The following is an 18,705-nucleotide window of genomic DNA, read 5'->3' on the forward strand; positions in this document are numbered from 1 at the left end:
GGCTCTTGCCGAATAAGGTCTTTGGTCGCTAGAAGGCAGCAGGACCGGGTTGGGCGACTCAGGTCTGGACAGGCATCGTATCGTCGATGGCTGAGGAGGCGGGCGGAGGGCTGAGATCGATGCGAGGTGCTCTCGGAGGACCGGGCGTTCTGTTGCGCCGCCTCCGCGAGGTCATGGCGGCATCGATCAGCCCGCAGGAGCGGCTCGACAGGCTCGTCGTCCTGATCGCCGGCAATCTCGTCGCGGAAGTCTGCTCAGTCTATGTCCTGCGTGAGGACGGCTCGCTCGAGCTCTACGCCACCGAAGGCCTCAATCGCGAAGCCGTTCACCTCACAACCATGCGCGCCGGCGAGGGCCTCGTCGGCCTGATCGCGAGCGAGGCGGAGCCGCTGGCGCTCTCGGACGCGCAGGCGCATCCCTCCTTCTCCTACCGGCCGGAGACGGGCGAAGAGGTCTATCGCTCCTTCCTCGGCGTGCCGATCCTGCGCGGCGGCGCCGTCATGGGCGTGCTCGTCATCCAGAACCGGGCCACGCGGATCTACTCGGAAGAGGAGATCGAGACCCTCCAGACCACCGCCATGCTGATGGCGGAAATGATCGCGGCCGGCGGGCTGAAGTCCCTGGCCGCGCCCGGTGCCTCCATCGGCCTCGACCGGCCGATCCATGGCGTTGGCGTCGCGCTGGCGGATGGCGTCGGCCTTGGCCATGCCGTGCTGCACGAGCCGCGCGTCGCCATCACCAACCTCATCGCCGAGAATCCGGCCGCCGAGATCGGGCGCCTGGAAGCCGCGATCGGCGAGATGCGCGCCTCGATCGACGAACTGGTGGAGCGCGGCGACGTCGCCCATACCGGCGAGCACCGCGACGTGCTCGAGACCTTCCGCATGTTCGCTCACGACCAGGGCTGGCTGCGCCGCATGCGCGAGGTCGTGGTGACCGGCCTGACCGCCGAGGCCGCCGTCGAGCGCGTCCAATCCGACACCCGCGCCAAGATGCTGCGCCAGACCGATCCCTATCTGCGGGAGCGGCTGCATGATCTCGACGACCTCGCCAACCGGTTGCTGCGCACCCTCGTCGGCAAAGCGAACGGTGTCGCGCGCGAGAATCTGCCGGAAAATGCCATTCTCGTCGCCCGTTCGATGGGGCCTGCGGCGCTGCTCGACTATGACCGGTCGCATCTGCGCGGCCTCGTGCTGGAGGAGGGCGGCCCCACCAGCCATATCGCGATCGTCGCGCGGGCGCTCGGCATTCCGGCGGTCGGCGAGGTCGTGAACGCCACCGCCCTCGTCCAGGTGGGTGATGCCATCATCGTCGACGGCCAGGCCGGCGAGGTGCAGATCCGTCCCCAGCCGGACGTCGAGAACGCCTACAAGGACAAGGCCCGGCTGCGCGCCCGCAAGCAGAAGCAGTACGAGAAGCTGAAGCAGCTGCCGTCCGCCACCAGGGATGGCATCGAGATCACGCTGCAGATCAATGCCGGGCTGATCGTCGACATGCCGAACATTGAGGCGACCGCCGCCTCCGGCATCGGCCTCTTCCGCACCGAGCTGCAGTTCATGGTGGCGCAGCACATGCCGACCACCGCCGAGCAGCAGGCCCTCTACGCCGCGGTGCTGAACGCGGCGGGGGAACTGCCCGTGACCTTCCGCACGCTCGACATCGGCGGCGACAAGGTGCTGCCCTATATGGAGCGCGTCGAGGAGGAGAACCCGGCGCTGGGCTGGCGGGCGATCCGCATCGGCCTCGACAAGCCGCGGCTGCTACGCGCACAGCTCCGCGCGATGCTGCGCGCCGGCGCCGGGCGCGATCTCAAGATCATGCTGCCGATGGTGGCGACGACGGACGAGTTTCGCCGCGCCCGCATGATCATCCGCCGCGAGCAGGCGATGCTGGAGAAGCAGGGCGTTGCCCCGCCGCGCGACCTGCGCGTCGGCGTGATGGTCGAGGTTCCCTCGCTGTTGTTCGAGTTGCCGGAGATCGCGCGCGAGGCCGATTTCCTGTCGATCGGCACCAACGACCTCATGCAGTTCCTGTTTGCGGCCGATCGCGAGAACAAGCGCGTCGCGGATCGTTTCGATCCGCTCGGCGTCGGAGCGCTGAGGGCTCTGCGGCGGATCGTCGAAGCCGCTTCGGAAACCGGCTGCCCGGTGACCGTCTGCGGCGAGATGGGCGGCAAGCCGCTCGAGACCATGGCCCTGATAGGGCTGGGCTATCGCGGCTTCTCGATGTCGGCCGCGTCGATCGGCCCGGTCAAGGCGATGCTGCGCGTGCTCGATGTCGGCAAGCTGCGTGAGCGCATGGACTGGATGCTCGCTTCGCCCGAGGGCGCCACCAGCCTGCGCCCGCATCTCGCCGCCTTCGCTGCCGAGTTCAAGGTCCCGGTCTAGCGACGCTTGTTCTCGCTCCGCGGCCTTTTCCCCATCGTTTCAAGAGTTCTCCATGTCCCTTCAGCTTCCCCAGGATCGTCTCGACGGCATCGTGGCGCGCCATGCCGCTGCGACCGAGGAGATCAATCACGCGAGCGATCCCGTGCGGACCGTCGAACTCGCCAAGGAACTCTCCGAGCTCGATCCGGTCGTCGCGGCGATCGCCGCCTGGCGGCAGGCTCAGCTCTCGCTCGACGAAGCGGAGTCCCTGATCGCCGACCCCGCCACCGACGCCGAGTTCCGCGATCTAGCCTATGAGGAGCGCGACGCCGCCCGAGTCGAAATCGAGGCGCGCGCCCGCGAAATCCTGATCGCGCTGCTGCCGAAGGACGCCGCCGACGAGCGCGGCGTCATCCTCGAGATCCGCGCCGGCACGGGTGGGGACGAAGCCTCGCTCTTTGCGGGTGATCTGCTGCGCATGTACCAGCGCTACGCCGCCCAGAAGGGCTGGAGCGTCGATGTGCTGTCCGAGAGCGAAGGTACGGTCGGCGGTTACAAGGAAGTCATCGCCGAGATCAACGGCCGCGGCGTCTATGCCCGCCTCAAATTCGAATCCGGCGTCCATCGCGTCCAGCGCGTGCCGGACACCGAAACGAGCGGGCGCATCCATACCTCGGCTGCGACGGTGGCGACCCTGCCGCTCGCGAGCGAAGTCGATGTCACGCTCAACGACGCCGATATCCGCATCGACACGCTGCGTTCGGGCGGTGCCGGCGGCCAGCACGTCAACAAGACGGAATCGGCGGTACGCCTGACCCACATCCCGACCAACACCGTCGTGCTGGTCCAGGACGAGCGCTCGCAGCACAAGAACAAGGCAAGGGCCTATGAGTTGCTGCGCGCGAAGCTCTTCGACATGGAGCGCATGCGGATCGATGCCGAGCGGTCGGCGGACCGGCGCTCGCAGGTCGGCTCGGGCGATCGCTCGGAACGCATCCGGACCTATAATTTCCCGCAGGGGCGGGTCACCGACCATCGCATCAACCTGACGCTCTACAAGCTCGACGAGATGATGCAGGGTCTTGTTCTCGACGAGGTCGTCGATGCGCTGACCGCCGAGCATCAGGCAAGGCTGCTGGCGGAAGAAGGGTCGTCGTGAAAGCGTGGCGATGAAACCAAATCGCCCTGCCGGCGTTGATGTCGTATTGACACCAGCAAAGGGGGGACCCTCCCATGATCAAGACGATTTCGACAGTCGCGATGGCCGGCATGATGGCGCTCGCGATGAGCGGCGCCTCGCAGGCTCAGGAAAAGACCTTTCAGAAGATGACCTCCGGCCAGCCGGCAGCGATACAGGGTGCTATGACCCAGTCGCAGGCACGCAAGGCTTGCCAGATGGAGATGAAGGGTGCCCGCGAAAGCAAGGCTTCCATCAACACCAAGATGAAGCTGTGCGTCGACCAGAAGATGCAGGGCAACAGCTAATAGGCGATTCGGATCCGGCGCGCGGTTCGCCCGCCGGCATCGATTGGTCAGGGGAGGGCGCCGTGCCGACCGTAAGGGAGGCGCGGCGTCTTCTTGTGCAACGTCTCCTGCGGGCCGGCTCGGCGACGCCGGGACTGGACGCTCGTCTTCTCGTCGAAGGCAGCCTTGCCACCGAGAACCCCGATCCCGACATGCACCTGCCGGTTGAGGCACTTGCGCGGCTGGATGGCTTCGCAAGCCGGCGCCTCGCAGGCGAGCCGGTCTGGCGGATTCTCGGCGAGCGCGAATTCTGGGGCCTGCCGTTCCGACTCTCGCCCGCGACGCTGGAGCCGCGGCCCGATAGCGAAACAATCGTCGAAGCGACTTTGAAGCAGCTGGTCGACCGCCGCCACGAACCCCTGTCGCTTCTCGACCTTGGCACCGGCACGGGCTGCCTCCTCATTGCGCTCCTGAGCGAGTTGCCGCGTGCGACAGGGCTCGGCGTCGATCTGTCGGAGGAGGCCGCGCTTACGGCCGCCGGCAATGCGGCCCTCAATAGCATGGCGGAGCGTGCGACGTTCAGGCAAGGCGACTGGACGGAGGGTCTGGCCGGTCGCTTCGATGTGATTCTTTCCAATCCGCCCTATATCCCGTCGGCCGAGATCGCCACCTTGTCCGTCGAGGTGCGCGAGCACGACCCGCTTCTGGCGCTCGACGGCGGAAGTGACGGTCTGAAGCCCTATCGAATCTTCGCCCGGACCTTGCCTGCGTTGCTTGCGCCGGGCGGCATCATCGTCTTCGAGATCGGGGCCGGGCAGGGCACGGACGTCGTCGCTCTGATGCGCGAAGGCGGGCTCGAATTCCTGGGCAGCAGGAGCGATCTCGGTGGGCATGAAAGGGCGCTGATCTTCACGGTCGCTTGAGAATGCACAGGCTTTTGGTCGATTTCGCTTGGAGAGGCCGCCAAAAGCAGCTATGCAGCATTCAGCCGAAGCTGGTGGCGTCAGAGCCGAGCCTCTGGGCAGTTCCCGATCGTACAGGATTTGCTCGAACTCGGCATCGTTTGCAGGCGTCTTCCTGGAACGATGTAGCTGACAAGCCGGATGGAGCCCCGAAGGCGTTGTGGCGCCGATCGGCTCATGGGGTTAAGGCCCCTTTTTTGGAAAAGAGCGCGTGAAGACCAGAAACGGCGTATCGCCCCTTCGGGTCAACTCAAGCCGACGCAGCGTCGCAACCCGCTGTGTGTCGCAACGCGCATGACGGCACCACGGTTGCTTTGAGCAAAGAGCGCGAGACAGACGCGAATGAGACCAGGTCAGAACCGGCGTATGCGCGGCCGTAACAATAATAGTGGCAACAACAATAACGGTAACCGCAAATCTCCAAATCCACTGCAGCGTAGCTATGAGTCGAACGGTCCGGACGTAAAGGTCCGGGGCACGGCACAGCATGTCGCAGAGAAATATCTGCAGCTTGCGCGTGACGCCCAGTCTTCGGGCGATACGGTCGCGGCCGAAGGCTATTTCCAGCACGCCGAGCATTATTATCGCATCCTGCTCGCCGCGCAGGAGCAGATGGCCCAGCAGTTCGGCCATTCGTTCCCGCCGAACCGCGCCTTCAACGAGGATGCGGAAGAGGGCGACGAGGAAGGCGACGATGACGGCCAGTCCTTCCAGCCAGGCGCGTTCCAGCCCGGCAGCGGGCCGCAGCCTGATTTCCGCGCGCCGAACGGGCATAACGGCCAGAATGGCTACAACGGCCACAGCCAGCGTGTCGAAGGCGAGGCCGGCGACGGTCAGCAGCAGGGCGGCCAGCGTTTCGACCGGCCGAACCGCCGCGAGCGCTTCAATAACAACGACCGCAACAACACCAACACCAACAACAATAACGACCGTCGCTTCGATCGTCAGGATCGTGGCGAGCGCCGCTTCGATCGCAATGCCGAAGCGGGGCAGGGTGGTGTTCCCGGCGGTTACGCGCCACGTCCCGATGCGCCGCGTTCCGATATCCCTGTCGGTGGCGACGCTCCGGCCGAGGCTGCTCCCGAGCAGATCCAGAGCGAACGACGCCCCGAGCGTCCCCAGCGCGAGCGCCGTCCGCGTCGCGAGCGTGAGGTCGAGAGCGATGCGGGCGATGACGTCGCCGCCGCGCTGCCGTCCTTCCTGACCAACCCTGTGCGGGTCGCGGCGCCGGTCGAGACTGCTCCGGCCGAGCCGGTTGCTGCTCCGGCAGAACCTGCGACGGACGTTGCGGGGGAGGCGGCGCCCAAGCGCACGCGTCGCCGCCGTTCGCCGCGCGAGGTCATGGATGCACTCGGTTCCGAGACGGATGGTTCGGCCGAGTAAGCCGGAACGACTGATCGATACGTTTGGAAAGGGGCCCGCGAGGGCCCTTTTCTGTTGGGCTCTTGCTCAGGCGATGCCGAGTTCGGCCGGCACTTGTGCCGGCGCCAGCACGTCGCCTTCCTGCAGCGTCCCGCCGGCGACGATGCGGCAGTAGATGCCGCAATCGACATGGCCGTAATTCTTCATCAGCGCCTTCGGGATCTGCATGTCGCGCGCGCCGGTTTCGGGGTCGACATTGGTGGCGGCGCAGCGTTCGATCCGCTTGATCACATGCAGTTGCAGGCCGCCCGGGCCGGAGAGGTCGCGGCCGACGAGATCGTTCTCGGCCCAGGGTGCGAGCCCGCTCACCATCAGGTTGCCGCGAAAGCGCAGCGGATCGACGGGTCGACCGAGGCGCTGTTCGAGATCGGCGACGCTGGCGAGGTTGATGATCGAGACGAAGCCCGAACGGGAATCCGTGAAGCGGTAGGTCGGCGGCGCCGTCAGCAGCTTCGGCTCCCCGCGCAACTCGTCTGGCATGAAGCCCTCGAAGAAACGGGTGATGGCCGTGTGGCCGGCCTCGCTTCCCGTCGCGGCACGCAGGACCTCCTCGCCGTCCTGACTGATGACGAGATCGGCGCTCGCATCGTCATAGCGGCTGCGCAGCCGGGCCAGCGACTCGTTGCGCATCAGCATGAGGTACTTGATCTTCGGCTGGTGCACCGGCTCGGCAGGATCGAAGCCCGACACTCCGTTCTCGATGGCGAACAGCCTGTCGCCGGGGAAATACCCCTCCGTCGGCAGCTCGGCGCGCTGGAGTCGTTCCGGAGAGAGCCCCTTCACGGGGTAGCGATAGAGCGTTTCGATGCGCATGGTCCGGTCCGAGCGAAAAGATGGCGGACCATAGCCTCGCCGGCCGGCCCTGACAGATCAATTCTTGTATCCGTTTCGATCAATCCGGCTCGTCCTCTGCGTCGCTGACCGAGCGCTGGCAGCCCCAGCCGGCAAGCGCTGCATCGGTCTCGTCGGCGACGAAGAAGCGGGCGGCGTCGCGATCGTAGCCTTCCGCCAGCAGGCGCTCGTAGTCGGTATGGACGTGGCGGACATGGCTGCCCAGCGCGAGCCAGAGCGCGGTGGAAGGAGGCAGGCCCTTCATGTGCCGCCGTTCCGCCAGCGTGACCACCGCCTCGGCGTCGGACAACGGGATGCCGGGCGCCAGCGCCCTCAACGCCCGACGAATCGCCTGCTGTCGCTTGGTCCCGGCCATGCCCGATCTGTGCCTGCCGCATGCGCCAGGTCAATTGTGCGGAGGCCCTCTTCCGTTGCGCCAATGTCACACTATCTTGGAGGGCGAAGGGCGGCCCATCGCGGCGCCCTATCCTGATGAAAGGCAGCAGGTTCGCGTCGCCACGGGGCGCAGCCTGCGGGCGGAGTGATCTGAATGAATATCGAGAAATATACCGACCGGGCGAAAGGCTTCCTGCAGGCGGCCCAGACCATCGCGTTGCGCGAGGGGCACCAGCAGTTCACGCCCGAGCATTTGCTGAAGGCGCTGCTCGACGACAACGAAGGCATGGCGGCGGGTCTGATCGACCGGGCCGGCGGTCAGTCGCGTGTCGCGCTTCAACTCGTTGATCAGGCGCTGGCGAAGCTGCCGAAGGTTTCCGGCGGCTCGGGCGGACTCAACCTGACGCCGGGCCTCGCCCGCGTCTTCGACACCGCCGAGAAGGCGGCAGAGAAGGCCGGCGACAGCTTCGTCACGGTCGAGCGGTTGCTGCTTGCTCTGGCGATCGAGAAGGACACCGAGGCTGGCAAAGCGCTCTCCAAGGCCGGCGTCACGCCGCAGGCGCTCAACGCCGCAATCGAGGCGATCCGTAAGGGCCGTACCGCCGATTCCGCGTCGGCCGAGCAGGCCTATGATGCGCTGAAGAAATACGCGCGTGACCTGACCGCAGCGGCCCGCGACGGCAAGCTCGACCCGGTCATCGGCCGCGACGAGGAGATTCGCCGCACCATCCAGGTTCTCTCGCGCCGGACCAAGAACAACCCGGTCTTGATCGGCGAGCCCGGCGTCGGCAAGACCGCCATCGCCGAGGGCCTCGCGCTGCGCATCGTCAATGGCGACGTGCCCGAGAGCCTGAAGGACAAGGAACTGCTCGCGCTCGACATGGGCTCGCTGATCGCCGGCGCGAAATATCGCGGCGAGTTCGAGGAGCGGCTGAAGGCCGTGCTGACCGAGGTCTCCTCCTCGGATGGCGGCGTCATCCTGTTCATCGACGAGATGCACACCCTCGTCGGCGCCGGTAAGACCGACGGCGCGATGGATGCGTCGAACCTGCTGAAGCCGGCGCTGGCGCGCGGCGACCTGCATTGCGTCGGCGCGACCACGCTCGACGAGTACCGCAAATACGTCGAGAAGGACGCCGCATTGGCGCGGCGCTTCCAGCCCGTCTTCGTCGACGAGCCGACGGTCGAGGACACCATCTCGATCCTGCGCGGCCTGAAGGAGAAGTACGAGCAGCACCATCGCGTCCGCATCACCGACTCGGCGCTGGTCTCGGCCGCGACGCTGTCGAACCGCTACATCACCGACCGCTTCCTGCCCGACAAGGCGATCGACCTTGTCGACGAGGCCTCGGCCCGGCTGCGCATGCAGGTCGATTCCAAGCCCGAGGAGCTGGATTCGATCGACCGCGAGATCGTCCGGCTCAAGATCGAGCAGGAGGCGCTGAAGAAGGAAAGCGACGCGGGCTCGAAAGAGCGGCTGAAGCGGCTCGAATCCGAGCTGGCCGATCTGGAGACGCGCTCCGACACGATCACCACCAAGTGGAAGGCCGAGAAGGACAAGCTCGGCAAGGCCGCGGAGATCAAGACGAAGCTCGACAATGCCCGCAACGAGCTCGCCCAGGCCCAGCGCAAGGGTGAGTACCAGCGCGCCGGCGAGCTCGCCTATGGCGAGATCCCCGGGCTCGAAAAGCAGCTCGCGGAGGTCGAGGCGAAGGGCGACGATGCCGGCATGGTCGAGGAGGCCGTAACGCCGGACCATGTTGCGCAGGTCGTCAGTCGCTGGACCGGTGTGCCGGTCGACCGCATGCTCGAAGGCGAGAAGGAGAAGCTGCTGCGCATGGAGGAGGTTCTGGCCTCCCGCGTCGTCGGCCAGCGCGAGGCGGTGGAAGCGGTCTCGACCGCCGTCCGCAGGGCGCGTGCCGGCCTGCAGGATCCTAACCGCCCGATCGGTTCCTTCATGTTCCTCGGCCCCACCGGCGTCGGCAAGACCGAGCTGACCAAGGCGCTGGCTTCGTTCCTGTTCGACGACGACACGGCGCTCGTGCGCATCGACATGTCCGAATACATGGAGAAGCACTCGGTCGCCCGGCTGATCGGCGCGCCTCCCGGCTATGTCGGCTATGAGGAGGGCGGGGCGTTGACCGAGGCGGTGCGCCGCCGGCCCTATCAGGTCGTGCTCTTCGACGAGGTCGAGAAGGCGCATCCGGACGTGTTCAACGTCCTGTTGCAGGTCCTCGACGACGGGCGCCTGACCGACGGGCAGGGTCGCACGGTCGATTTCCGCAACGTGCTGATCATCATGACCTCGAACCTCGGTTCGGAGTATCTGGTGAACCAGCCCGAGGGGCAGGACAGCGACGCGGTTCGCGACGAGGTCATGGGCGTGGTCCGCCATGCTTTCCGGCCGGAATTCCTGAACCGGATCGACGACATCATCCTGTTCCACCGCCTGCGGCGGCAGGACATGGGCGCGATCGTCGATATCCAGATGGCGCGCCTCGCGAAGCTGCTGACCGATCGCAAGATCACGCTCGAGCTCTCCAAGGAAGCGCGCGAGTGGCTGGCGGAGAAGGGCTACGACCCGGCCTATGGCGCGCGCCCGCTGAAGCGCGTGATCCAGAAGTCGGTCCAGGACCCGCTGGCGGAAGCGATCCTCGCTGGCGACATAGTGGACGGCGAGACGGTCCCTGTCACCGTCGGTCCGGGCTCGCTGATGCTGGGCTCGGTCCCGGCCGTGAAGGAGAAGCGGCCCGTCGGCGTCGCGCTGAACTGAGGATCACGGCGCCGGGGCGGATACGCTTCGGCGCATCCCGCTCGTCGGGCTCGCGGCTGTGAGCGCCGCCGGCCCGGAGCTTGGCGGCGGCGGCCCTTCTCTGCTAACGCCTTGCGGCGGCTTTGAGCGCGAAGGGGAGAGTTCTTGCTGCGGGAAACCTTGAAACGGCTGGAAATGCGGGTGCGTACGCGCCTGCCGGCTCCGGTGCGCCGTGCCTATCGCGTCGCGCGAAGCCTCGGCGATGTGCCGTGCTCCGGGCCGTTGCCGGACGCACTGCTCGCCGATTGCCGTTTCTGTGCCTCGCGTCAGGCGATCCTCGACCTTTTGCCGAAGGGAGGGCGGATCGCCGAGCTCGGCACTTATCGCGGCGATTTCGCCCGCGATATCCTGGCCCGCAGCAACCCCGCTGAGTTGCATCTCATCGACATCGATGATTCCTGGTTCGATCCGCGAGGCTTGGCCGGGCCCGAGGTCGTCCGCCACCTGGGCTTGACCAACGAGGTGATCGCGACCTTTCCGGACGGGCATTTCGATTTCATCTACATCGACGCCGACCATTCCTACGAAGGCTGCCACCGCGATGCGCTCGCCGCGGCACCCAAGGTCAAGCCGGGCGGCTATCTGGCCTTCAACGACTTCGCCCATATCGACCCGTGGCTCGGCCGATACGGCGTCCACCGAGCGGCGACCGATTTCGCCCGCGCGGCGAATTGGCCCATGGCCTTCTTCGCCTTTCAGCCGGCCGGGCTGTACGATGTCGCGTTCCGGCGTCCGTCTCAGGCTTGACGGGAGCGCTTCAGCAGGAACACCGCCTGCGCGCCGAACAGGTTCCAGAACCACCAGGGCGCGTTGACGCCGACCTTGCCGCCGGCGGCATCAAGCGCCACGGCGCGCTCCTTCTTGGCGCCGATCACGTCGCAGAGCGTAACGAAATCGCGGATCGTGCAGAAATGGATGTTGGGCGTGTCCCACCACGTATAGGGCAGGGCGTCCGTCACCGGCATCCGCCCCTGGAAGAACACCTGGCTGCGCATCCGCCAATGCCCGAAATTCGGGAAGGAGATGATGGCGTGCCGGCCGATCCGCAGCATCTGCTCCAGCACTAGCCGCGGATTGCGCGTCGCCTGGATCGTCTGGGAGAGGATGACGTAGTCGAAGCTGTCGTCCGGGTAGTCGGCGAGGTCGGTATCGGCATCGCCCTGGATCACCGAGAGTCCGCGCGTCACGCAATCGGCCACGCCTTCGCGCGACAGTTCGATGCCGCGCGCATCGACGTTGCGGGTCTCGGCCAGCAGGGCGAGCAGCGCGCCGTCGCCGCAGCCGACATCGAGCACGCGTGTGCCTGGCTGCACCATCTCGGCGACGAGCTTAAGGTCGATTCGGTTGGTCTGGGTGTCGGGGAGAGTCATCCGGAAAGGCTTTCTTGCGCGCGGGATCCGCCGCCGTCATTCCGGGGCGCCCCGCCGGGGCGAGCCCGGAACCCAGAACCGCGGTTTTCGGTCATCAAGCCGCCTGCCGGCCGACGCCCTCTGAATGAACGGCATCGGTTCTGGGTTCCGGGCTCATCGCTGCGCGATGCCCCGGAATGACGGAGTTTCCGCATCCTCACAGTCCGCGTGCCCGTGCCGCCGCGCCGATGAAGCCGCGTGTCGTCGCGAAAAGATTGGGCTCTTCCAGCAGGAAGGCGTCGTGTCCCTTGTCGCTTTCCAGTTCGACGAAGGAGACCGAGGCGCCGGCCGCATTGAGCGCATGCACGATCGCGCGCGAGTCGGCAGTGGGGAACAGCCAGTCCGACGTGAAGGACGCCACACAGAAGCGCGTCTTGATGCCGGCGAAGGCGCGTGCGAGCACGCCGTCATGGTCGGCGGCGAGATCGAAATAATCCATCGCCCGCGTGACGTAGAGATAGGAGTTGGCGTCGAAGCGCTCGACGAAGCTCAAGCCCTGATGGCGCAGATAGCTCTCCACCTGGAAGTCCGCGTCGAAGGAGAAGGTCGGTGCCTCCCGGTCCTGCAGCTTGCGGCCGAACTTGCGGTGCAGCGCCTGCTCCGAGAGATAGGTGATGTGCGCGCCCATCCGCGCCACCGAGAGGCCTTTGGAGGGTCGCGTGCCCTCTTCGAGATAGCGCCCCTGCCGCCAGTCGGGATCGGCCATCACCGCCTGCCGGCCGACCTCGTGGAAGGCGATGTTCTGGGCCGAATGCTTGGCGCCGGTCGCCAGCGGCAGCGCCGAAAACACGCGGCTCGGATAGCTCGCCGCCCATTGCAGCACCTGCATGCCGCCCATCGAGCCGCCGGCGACGCAGAACAGCGTCTCGATGCCGAAGGAGTCGACCAGCGCCGCCTGCGCCCGCACCATGTCGCGAATGGTGACGACCGGGAAGGAGAGGCCCCAGGGCTGGCCGGTCTCTGGGTTCGTAGAGGCCGGCCCGGTCGTGCCGGTGCAGCCGCCGACGACATTGGCGCAGATCACGAAGAAACGGTCGGTGTCGATCGGCTTGCCCGGACCGATCATCGCGGTCCACCAGCCGCCCTTGCCGGTGATCGGATTGCGGCTCGCGACATACTGGTCGCCGGTCAGGGCGTGGCAGACCAGGACCGCGTTCGTTTTGTCGGCATTCAATTCGCCATAGGTCTGGTAGGCGATCTGCCACTGGTCGAGCACGACACCGCAATCCATCAGCAGCGGCGTGTCTGAACCGAAACGAGCGACCGGGCTCGAAGGCTCGTTGGCCTCCTTTTGCGGATCGGCCAGGCTGGGGGAGAGATCGCTCATTTCGTCCGCATCGACAGTCTGATTTGTCTTGCCGGTCCAGGCGTTCGGAAAATCGAACTCTAGCGATGCCGCGCCGGCGCGCCGCTGTCAACGCGGGACTGTGCAGCCGGCTTTGCCAAGGCCGCGCCGGGGCGCTAAGGAGCGTGGCCTTGCCGGAAAGCGCGTCCTTGCCCATGACCGAAGCCGCCCCCACGACCCTCGCCGACCTGCGCGCCGGGATCGACCGTATCGACAGCGAGATGCATGCGCTGCTGATGGAGCGCTCGCAGATCATCGAGACGCTGATTTCGGTCAAGAAGACCCAGGCCTCCGGCTCCGCCTTCCGCCCCGGCCGCGAGGCCGACATGATGAAGCGTCTCGCCTTGAGGCATAAGGGGTTGCTGCCGCTCGACACGGTCGAGAGTATCTGGCGCATCATCATCGCGACCTTCACCTATGTGCAGGCGAATTACTCCGTCCACGCCGATGTCTCCGGCGGCGATGCGGCGATGCGGGATTCCGCCCGCTTCCATTTCGGCTTCACCGTGCCCTTCGTCCCGCATGAGGATGCGCGTGCGGTCATCCGCACCGTGGCGGAGTCGGCCGGCGATCTCGGTATCTTCCGCATGGACCAGGGCGCCAGCGCCGGCATCTGGTGGCGCGACCTGATCGGGCCTGACCGCCCGAAGATCATCGCGCGCCTGCCCTTCATCGAGCGGCCGGACCATCCGGCCGGCACGCCGGTCTACTGCATCGCCAAGCCGCTGACCGATGCCGCCGTGCGCGAGATCGTGCTCTACGCCGCCCGCGTCGAGCGCTGGTCGGAGGCATTGCGCCATGGCCTCGCCGAACATCTGGCCGAGGTCTCGGCCTCGGCCGCCGATGGTTCGCATCTCTCGCTGCTGGTGGCCGCCTCCGGTGAGGTCGATCAAGCCGTGATCCGCAATGCGCTGGCGCCGGCCGGTCTCAGCGACTTCTCCGAGGTTGGCAGCCACGCCGCCCGCTTCGCCGTCAAATCCGCCCGCTGAGCGGGCTCGGTACTGCTTTCCGCTGCAAGGTCCATCACCATGACGAGCGCTTCCCGCCCCGTTCCCCGTACCGGCGTCCTCGACATCGAGGCCTATGTTCCCGGCAAGTCGGCCGCGCCTGCCGGCGTGAAGCTGCACAAGCTTTCCTCCAATGAGACCCCGCTCGGCCCGAGCCCGAAGGCGATTGCCGCTTTTGAGGGCCTCGCCGCCAAGCTGGAGCTCTATCCCGACGGCACGTCGAGCAAGCTCAAGCAGGCGATCGCCGGCCGCTACGGCCTCGACCCCGCGCGGATCATCTGCGGCAATGGCTCGGATGAACTGCTGGAGCTCGTCACCAAGGCCTATCTCGGCGCGGGCGACGAGGGCATCTACAGCCAGTACGGCTTCCTGGTTTATCGCATCGCCATCCTTGCCATGGGCGGCAAGGCGGTCGTCGTGCCCGAGAAGAACTACACGGCCGATGTCGACGGCATCCTCGCGGCGATAACACCGAAGACGAAGATCGTCTTCCTCGCCAACCCCAACAACCCGACCGGCACCTATCTGCCCTTCGACGAGGTCAAGCGCCTGCAGGCCGGCCTGCCGCCGCATGTCCTGCTCGTTCTCGACGCTGCCTATGCCGAATATGTCCGCCGCAACGACTACGCCTCCGGCATCGAGCTCGTGGCCGAGAGCGAGAATGTCGTGATGACCCGCACCTTCTCGAAGATCTACGGCCTCGCCAATCTCCGCATCGGCTGGATCTATGCCCCGGCCCATATCATCGACGCACTCGAGCGCATCCGCGGCCCCTTCAACGTCAACGGCGCCGCTATCGAGGCGGGAGCCGCCGCCGTCGCCGACGAGGCCCATGTCGCCGCCGCGCTCGAGCACAACGAGAAGTGGCTGGCCTGGACGACGGCCGAGCTGGAGAAGCTCGGCCTCACCGTCACCCCCTCGGTCGGCAATTTCGTCCTGGTCCATTTCACCAAGACGCCCGGCAAGACCGCGAAGGAGGCCGACGCCTTCTTGACCCAACGCGGCCTCATCCTGCGCGCCGTCGGCGGCTATGGCCTGCCGGACGCGCTGCGCATGACCATCGGCTCCGAGGAGGCGAACCGCCTCGTCGTCGCCGCGCTCGCCGATTTCCTCAAGGCTTGATCGAAATGGCGGAAAGCTTCGCGCCGCGTCGCTCCGAACCGGTCTTCGCCCGTCTCGCCATCATCGGCATCGGGCTGATCGGCTCCTCGATCGCGCGCGCGGCGAAGGAGCTGAACCTCGCCGCCACGATCGTGCTGGCCGATCGCGACGAGGCCGTCCGCAAGCGGGCGCGCGAGCTCGGCCTTGGCCATGCCGTCGCTGACACAGCGGCGGAGGCAGCCCGCGATGCCGATCACATCATTCTCTCCGTGCCGGTCGGCGCTTGCGGAGCGATCGCGGCCGAGATCGCTCCGGAGCTGAAGCCGGGCGCGGTCCTGTCCGATGTCGGGTCGGTCAAGGGCTCGGTCGTCGACGCCGTGCTGCCGCATCTGCCGGAAGGCGTCTCCTTCGTCCCGGCCCATCCTGTCGCGGGCACGGAAAATTCCGGCCCCGATGCCGGCTTCCCCAGCCTCTTCCTCAACCGCTGGTGCATCCTGACCCCGCCCGAGGGAACCGACCCCGCGGCAATCGCCAGAACGCGCCAGTTTTGGGAGGGGATGGGCGCGCTCGTGGAGGTGATGAGCGCCCAGCATCATGATCTGGTGCTCGCCGTCACCAGCCACCTGCCGCATCTCATCGCCTACAACATCGTCGGCACGGCCGAGGATCTGGAGGCAGTGACGCAATCCGAGGTGATCAAGTTCTCGGCCGGCGGCTTCCGTGATTTCACCCGCATCGCCGCTTCTGACCCGACGATGTGGCGCGACGTTTTCCTGCACAACAAGGAAGCCGTGCTGGAGATGCTCGGCCGCTTCAACGAGGACCTGGCGCTGCTGACCCGCGCGATACGCTACGGCGACGGCGAGACGCTGCACAAGCACTTCACCCGCACCCGCGCCATCCGCCGCGGCATCGTCGCGCTCGGCCAGGAGAAGCCGGAGACGGAGAAGCTGCGCAAGGATTGACGGCTGCTGTGCGCAGCCACGTCGAGACGGTGTGCATGACGGTGAGTTTGGCTTGCCAAGCCCCCCGCCTGCTGGTACAGCGCCACCCGTTGCCGCTTTAGCTCAGCTGGTAGAGCACCTCATTCGTAATGAGGGGGTCGGGGGTTCGAATCCCTCAAGCGGCACCATTTACCCCTCCGAGAATGTGCGAAATAGCTGAACCATCCGATCAAGTCGGATGACCGGTTCGTGTGCTTGGCTGTCCGGGCCGGCCCATTGGCCTCCCAACCCATCGTCGGTAAATTGCGTCGACCGCATGGCTCGGCAGAGAACCTTGCCTGGTTGGTTCATGAGCGTGGGATCCAGCCGCAAATCCCGGCCTTCGACAAAACGCAGCGCAGCGATGGCACCTTCAGGCGCTCCGAGTTTGCCAACGGCGGCGACCGCGATCTCCACACCTGCGCAAGGGGAGCTTCGGCAGTTCCGCCGCCCGTTCGGCGCGCCGCGCGACGGCGTCGATCGCGAAGGCCCGATGCGCTGCCAAGCGTCCGCCCTGTCCCTAAGGTCAATTGTCGCCCGGATTGATCGCTGCTCTGATCACGCGCTGAATGGCCCCTTTGTTTGGGTCGCTGCCGGCGGCAGTTCCTCCCAAAGAAATCCTCGCCGGCAGTGCGCTTGGCCCTGCGGGCATTTGGAGGTGTCCGTGTCGGCTCAGCTTCCGTCTCGATCCATTCGCTCCGGTTTCCCGCCGGCCCACCTCGGCGGCGACCATCTGGGCCGCCTCGCTCGTGAGATACTGAAAAGCGATTGATTGACCAGGCGGCGGCCGCGGAGTCGGTCAGCCCATTGAAGCGGGAGCAGGCCTATGTGGATTCTGATGTATGTCTTCTCTTACTCGGTCAATCCTGCGGCTTCGAACGACAGGGCGGAATGGAGGTTGATGCCGACTGTCGTATTTCAGGAATTCTCGAGCGAAGATCGATGCAAAGTGGCCAAGTCAAAGCTGGAAGAAAGCTTGAAAGAAGCAGGCACCAAACTGAAGAGCGGCTTGGAAGACCTGAGAAGCATCGGCAAGGGCGGTCCCGGCGAAATCATCATCGCCTATAATGTCGACTGCCTTCCCAAGTAGCGTGGGTTCAGCAGCTCGCCGCCCGGCGGATTCCCCCGGATGCGGTGGGCCTCATGACGACGCTCGGGCTGGCGGCCTTCGTGGGGCTCACCGGAATCCAGGCGGGACCCAGTTTCGTTTCGGCGCTGCGTGAAGCGGGGATAGGTCTGCTGCGCTTCGCCCCGCAGCCTGCCGGCCAATATCGTTTTGACTTGGGGTAACGCGCGTTGACGAAAAAGATCAGCAACTTCGACGGGATGAGAATTTCTGAGACGACAGTTGGGTGGCACATGATCGAAATCGAACTGCGACGCGACGAGGGAATTGCCATTCTGTCGCCGCATGGACCGCTCGGACAATCCGATTTTGAGAGACTATCGGAGGAGATCGACCCGTATATCGCAGCCAGTGGTCGACTTACCGGGCTGATGCTGCTCGCGAAGGCTTTCCCGGGTTGGGAAAGCTTCGGCGCATTGGTATCGCACCTTCGTTTCGTAAAGGATCATCACCGCAAAATCGCTCGTATCGCCATAGTTACGGACAGCGAGCTCCTTCAAATCATGCCGCATATAGCGAAGCACTTCGTAGCGGCAGAAATTCGGCAATTCCCGTCTGGCGAAAAAGCGCAGGCCTTGGTGTGGTTGGCGGCCGGCTAGATAAAGTGGCCCCGCAACGCCATCGTTTGTCGCCTGACCTTTCGTCAATCTCACGCGATCAGGAACTCAGATCAAGACTCATCAAAGTAAACACTCTATAACGAGGCGTTAAGGATTTCATCGAGATGCCGCGCGGATCAGGTCCGTCAGCCGCGCGACAGCGATCTGGTGGCGGGCTTTGTAAAGGTGAAGCTATGACCAAGCTGCTTCCCATACATGTCGCCGCCTTAATCGGCCTTGGTTGTTTTGCCCTCACATCGAGTGACGCCGAAGCCCAATACCGACGTGGTATCGGGGTAGGTTATTACGGAGGTTACCGAGGCGGGTACTACGGCGGATACCGAGGTGGTTACTATGGCGGCCGGGCCGTCGCAGCCGGGATCGGGTTCGTGGCGGGGGCGCTCGCAACAGCGCCTGCCTATGGTTATGGCTACGCAGCACAGCCTACCTACGGCTACTATGGCAATGGCGGCTACAGCACCACCTCCTACCGCACCATCTATAGCGGCAGCGAATACTGCCAACCCGCAACCGTCACCGGCTATCCGCAAGCCGTCTACTACAACACCTCGGCCCCCACCTATTATGGAGGTGGCGGCTACTATGGCCGCGGCTACTACGGCCGAGGCTATTATGGCCGGCCGGTCGTTCGGCACTACGCCTATCAGAATCGGCGTGCCGCCATCGGTCGCGCCGCATATTACAATAACCGACCAGTTGTCGGGCATTATGGTCGGCGCTGGTAAACCTCCCATCCGTGCAGGGCTGCTCGGCACGCTCGCAGCCGATACCATCGGCGGAGCAGCGTCAGCATTGTTTCGGGAGATGGGGCGCTGGTCGTCTGCATCGCGCATGTGAGCGCTGTAGCAGTTCGATGGCGGT

General features: G+C 65.7%; 18 protein-coding genes and 1 tRNA gene. 15 read left to right on the forward strand and 4 right to left on the reverse strand.

All coding sequences use genetic code 11. The features are described from left to right. Positions 1-119 precede the first annotated feature (119 nt). From ptsP to AC2FAN_RS11540, 5 genes are all read left to right on the forward strand, one after another. Positions 120-2,387, forward strand: coding sequence for a phosphoenolpyruvate--protein phosphotransferase (gene ptsP, locus AC2FAN_RS11520; RefSeq protein ID WP_265052052.1), 2,268 nt, complete (start codon positions 120-122; stop codon positions 2,385-2,387). 52 nt (positions 2,388-2,439) lie between these two features. Beyond that, complete coding sequence (prfA, locus tag AC2FAN_RS11525) at positions 2,440-3,525, forward strand: peptide chain release factor 1 (RefSeq protein ID WP_476804648.1); 1,086 nt, start codon at positions 2,440-2,442, stop codon at positions 3,523-3,525. Positions 3,526-3,599: 74 nt separating this feature from the next. Further along, complete coding sequence (locus AC2FAN_RS11530) at positions 3,600-3,851, forward strand: hypothetical protein (RefSeq protein WP_265052054.1); 252 nt, start codon at positions 3,600-3,602, stop codon at positions 3,849-3,851. A 62-nt stretch (positions 3,852-3,913) separates the two neighbouring features. Further along, a complete protein-coding gene (gene prmC / locus AC2FAN_RS11535) occupies positions 3,914-4,753 on the forward strand; it encodes a peptide chain release factor N(5)-glutamine methyltransferase (protein WP_485174122.1) in 840 nt (279 codons plus the stop codon). Positions 4,754-5,158: 405 nt separating this feature from the next. Then, complete coding sequence (locus AC2FAN_RS11540; RefSeq protein ID WP_476804651.1) at positions 5,159-6,175, forward strand: DUF4167 domain-containing protein; 1,017 nt, start codon at positions 5,159-5,161, stop codon at positions 6,173-6,175. 66 nt (positions 6,176-6,241) lie between these two features. Here the strand turns inward: AC2FAN_RS11540 and AC2FAN_RS11545 are convergent, their stop codons facing one another. Then, positions 6,242-7,027 carry an MOSC domain-containing protein gene (locus AC2FAN_RS11545; protein ID WP_265052057.1) on the reverse strand — a complete coding sequence of 262 codons (786 nt, stop codon included), beginning with the start codon at positions 7,025-7,027 and terminating at the stop codon, positions 6,242-6,244. Positions 7,028-7,106: 79 nt separating this feature from the next. Continuing rightward, positions 7,107-7,421, reverse strand: a complete 315-nt coding sequence (locus tag AC2FAN_RS11550) for a DUF2293 domain-containing protein (RefSeq protein ID WP_265052058.1) — start codon at positions 7,419-7,421, stop codon at positions 7,107-7,109. A 174-nt stretch (positions 7,422-7,595) separates the two neighbouring features. Between AC2FAN_RS11550 and clpB the strand changes: the two genes are divergently transcribed. Both clpB and AC2FAN_RS11560 read left to right on the forward strand, forming a co-directional pair. After that, entirely contained in the window at positions 7,596-10,214 is a 2,619-nt protein-coding gene (gene clpB / locus AC2FAN_RS11555) for an ATP-dependent chaperone ClpB (protein ID WP_485174125.1), read from the forward strand. 180 nt (positions 10,215-10,394) lie between these two features. Then, on the forward strand, positions 10,395-11,000 hold the full coding sequence (locus AC2FAN_RS11560) for a class I SAM-dependent methyltransferase (protein ID WP_485174127.1): 606 nt from the start codon (positions 10,395-10,397) through the stop codon (positions 10,998-11,000). Here AC2FAN_RS11560 and metW read toward each other — a convergent pair. Both metW and metX read right to left on the reverse strand, forming a co-directional pair. Then, positions 10,991-11,623, reverse strand: coding sequence for a methionine biosynthesis protein MetW (metW, locus tag AC2FAN_RS11565; protein WP_476804655.1), 633 nt, complete (start codon positions 11,621-11,623; stop codon positions 10,991-10,993). The genes AC2FAN_RS11560 and metW overlap by 10 nt on opposite strands. A 196-nt stretch (positions 11,624-11,819) precedes the next feature. After that, on the reverse strand, positions 11,820-12,989 hold the full coding sequence (gene metX, locus AC2FAN_RS11570; RefSeq protein WP_485174129.1) for a homoserine O-acetyltransferase MetX: 1,170 nt from the start codon (positions 12,987-12,989) through the stop codon (positions 11,820-11,822). A gap of 173 nt (positions 12,990-13,162) precedes the next feature. On the opposite strand from metX, the gene AC2FAN_RS11575 reads away from it, so the two are divergent. From AC2FAN_RS11575 to AC2FAN_RS11610, 8 genes are all read left to right on the forward strand, one after another. Further along, positions 13,163-13,996 (forward strand): chorismate mutase, encoded by an 834-nt coding sequence (locus tag AC2FAN_RS11575; RefSeq protein WP_476804657.1) that lies wholly within the window; start codon positions 13,163-13,165, stop codon positions 13,994-13,996. Positions 13,997-14,035: 39 nt separating this feature from the next. Continuing rightward, positions 14,036-15,136, forward strand: a complete 1,101-nt coding sequence (gene hisC / locus AC2FAN_RS11580) for a histidinol-phosphate transaminase (protein ID WP_485174131.1) — start codon at positions 14,036-14,038, stop codon at positions 15,134-15,136. A 5-nt stretch (positions 15,137-15,141) separates the two neighbouring features. Continuing rightward, a complete protein-coding gene (locus AC2FAN_RS11585) occupies positions 15,142-16,080 on the forward strand; it encodes a prephenate/arogenate dehydrogenase family protein (RefSeq protein ID WP_485174133.1) in 939 nt (312 codons plus the stop codon). Between the two features lie 91 nt (positions 16,081-16,171). Further along, positions 16,172-16,247, forward strand: a tRNA-Thr gene (locus tag AC2FAN_RS11590). A 677-nt stretch (positions 16,248-16,924) separates the two neighbouring features. Then, the gene (locus AC2FAN_RS11595; protein WP_265052066.1) at positions 16,925-17,188 is read left to right on the forward strand and encodes a hypothetical protein; all 264 of its coding nucleotides are present in this window, start codon (positions 16,925-16,927) and stop codon (positions 17,186-17,188) included. Between the two features lie 29 nt (positions 17,189-17,217). After that, positions 17,218-17,388, forward strand: a complete 171-nt coding sequence (locus tag AC2FAN_RS11600; RefSeq protein ID WP_265055021.1) for an aspartate-alanine antiporter-like transporter — start codon at positions 17,218-17,220, stop codon at positions 17,386-17,388. Positions 17,389-17,394: 6 nt separating this feature from the next. Further along, the gene (locus AC2FAN_RS11605; protein ID WP_485174135.1) at positions 17,395-17,823 is read left to right on the forward strand and encodes a SpoIIAA family protein; all 429 of its coding nucleotides are present in this window, start codon (positions 17,395-17,397) and stop codon (positions 17,821-17,823) included. Positions 17,824-18,017: 194 nt separating this feature from the next. Further along, positions 18,018-18,569: a hypothetical protein gene (locus AC2FAN_RS11610; protein WP_485174137.1), complete on the forward strand. Its 552-nt coding sequence runs from the start codon at positions 18,018-18,020 to the stop codon at positions 18,567-18,569. Positions 18,570-18,705 lie beyond the last annotated feature (136 nt).

The sequence above is a fragment of the Allobosea sp. RIT-PG3_2 genome (genome assembly GCF_057321085.1).

Bases quoted from the DNA above. Each gene is read 5' to 3' on its own strand.
- AC2FAN_RS11550 (WP_265052058.1), bottom strand. From the start codon at position 7,421: ATGGCCGGGACCAAGCGACAGCAGGCGATTCGTCGGGCGTTGAGGGCG.
- AC2FAN_RS11585 (WP_485174133.1), top strand. From the start codon at position 15,142: ATGGCGGAAAGCTTCGCGCCGCGTCGCTCCGAACCGGTCTTCGCCCGT.
- AC2FAN_RS11530 (WP_265052054.1), top strand. From the start codon at position 3,600: ATGATCAAGACGATTTCGACAGTCGCGATGGCCGGCATGATGGCGCTC.
- AC2FAN_RS11575 (WP_476804657.1), top strand. From the start codon at position 13,163: ATGACCGAAGCCGCCCCCACGACCCTCGCCGACCTGCGCGCCGGGATC.
- metX (WP_485174129.1), bottom strand. From the start codon at position 12,989: ATGAGCGATCTCTCCCCCAGCCTGGCCGATCCGCAAAAGGAGGCCAAC.
- AC2FAN_RS11540 (WP_476804651.1), top strand. From the start codon at position 5,159: ATGCGCGGCCGTAACAATAATAGTGGCAACAACAATAACGGTAACCGC.
- clpB (WP_485174125.1), top strand. From the start codon at position 7,596: ATGAATATCGAGAAATATACCGACCGGGCGAAAGGCTTCCTGCAGGCG.
- prfA (WP_476804648.1), top strand. From the start codon at position 2,440: ATGTCCCTTCAGCTTCCCCAGGATCGTCTCGACGGCATCGTGGCGCGC.
- AC2FAN_RS11545 (WP_265052057.1), bottom strand. From the start codon at position 7,027: ATGCGCATCGAAACGCTCTATCGCTACCCCGTGAAGGGGCTCTCTCCG.
- hisC (WP_485174131.1), top strand. From the start codon at position 14,036: ATGACGAGCGCTTCCCGCCCCGTTCCCCGTACCGGCGTCCTCGACATC.
- AC2FAN_RS11595 (WP_265052066.1), top strand. From the start codon at position 16,925: ATGTGGATTCTGATGTATGTCTTCTCTTACTCGGTCAATCCTGCGGCT.
- AC2FAN_RS11610 (WP_485174137.1), top strand. From the start codon at position 18,018: ATGACCAAGCTGCTTCCCATACATGTCGCCGCCTTAATCGGCCTTGGT.
- metW (WP_476804655.1), bottom strand. From the start codon at position 11,623: ATGACTCTCCCCGACACCCAGACCAACCGAATCGACCTTAAGCTCGTC.
- ptsP (WP_265052052.1), top strand. From the start codon at position 120: ATGCGAGGTGCTCTCGGAGGACCGGGCGTTCTGTTGCGCCGCCTCCGC.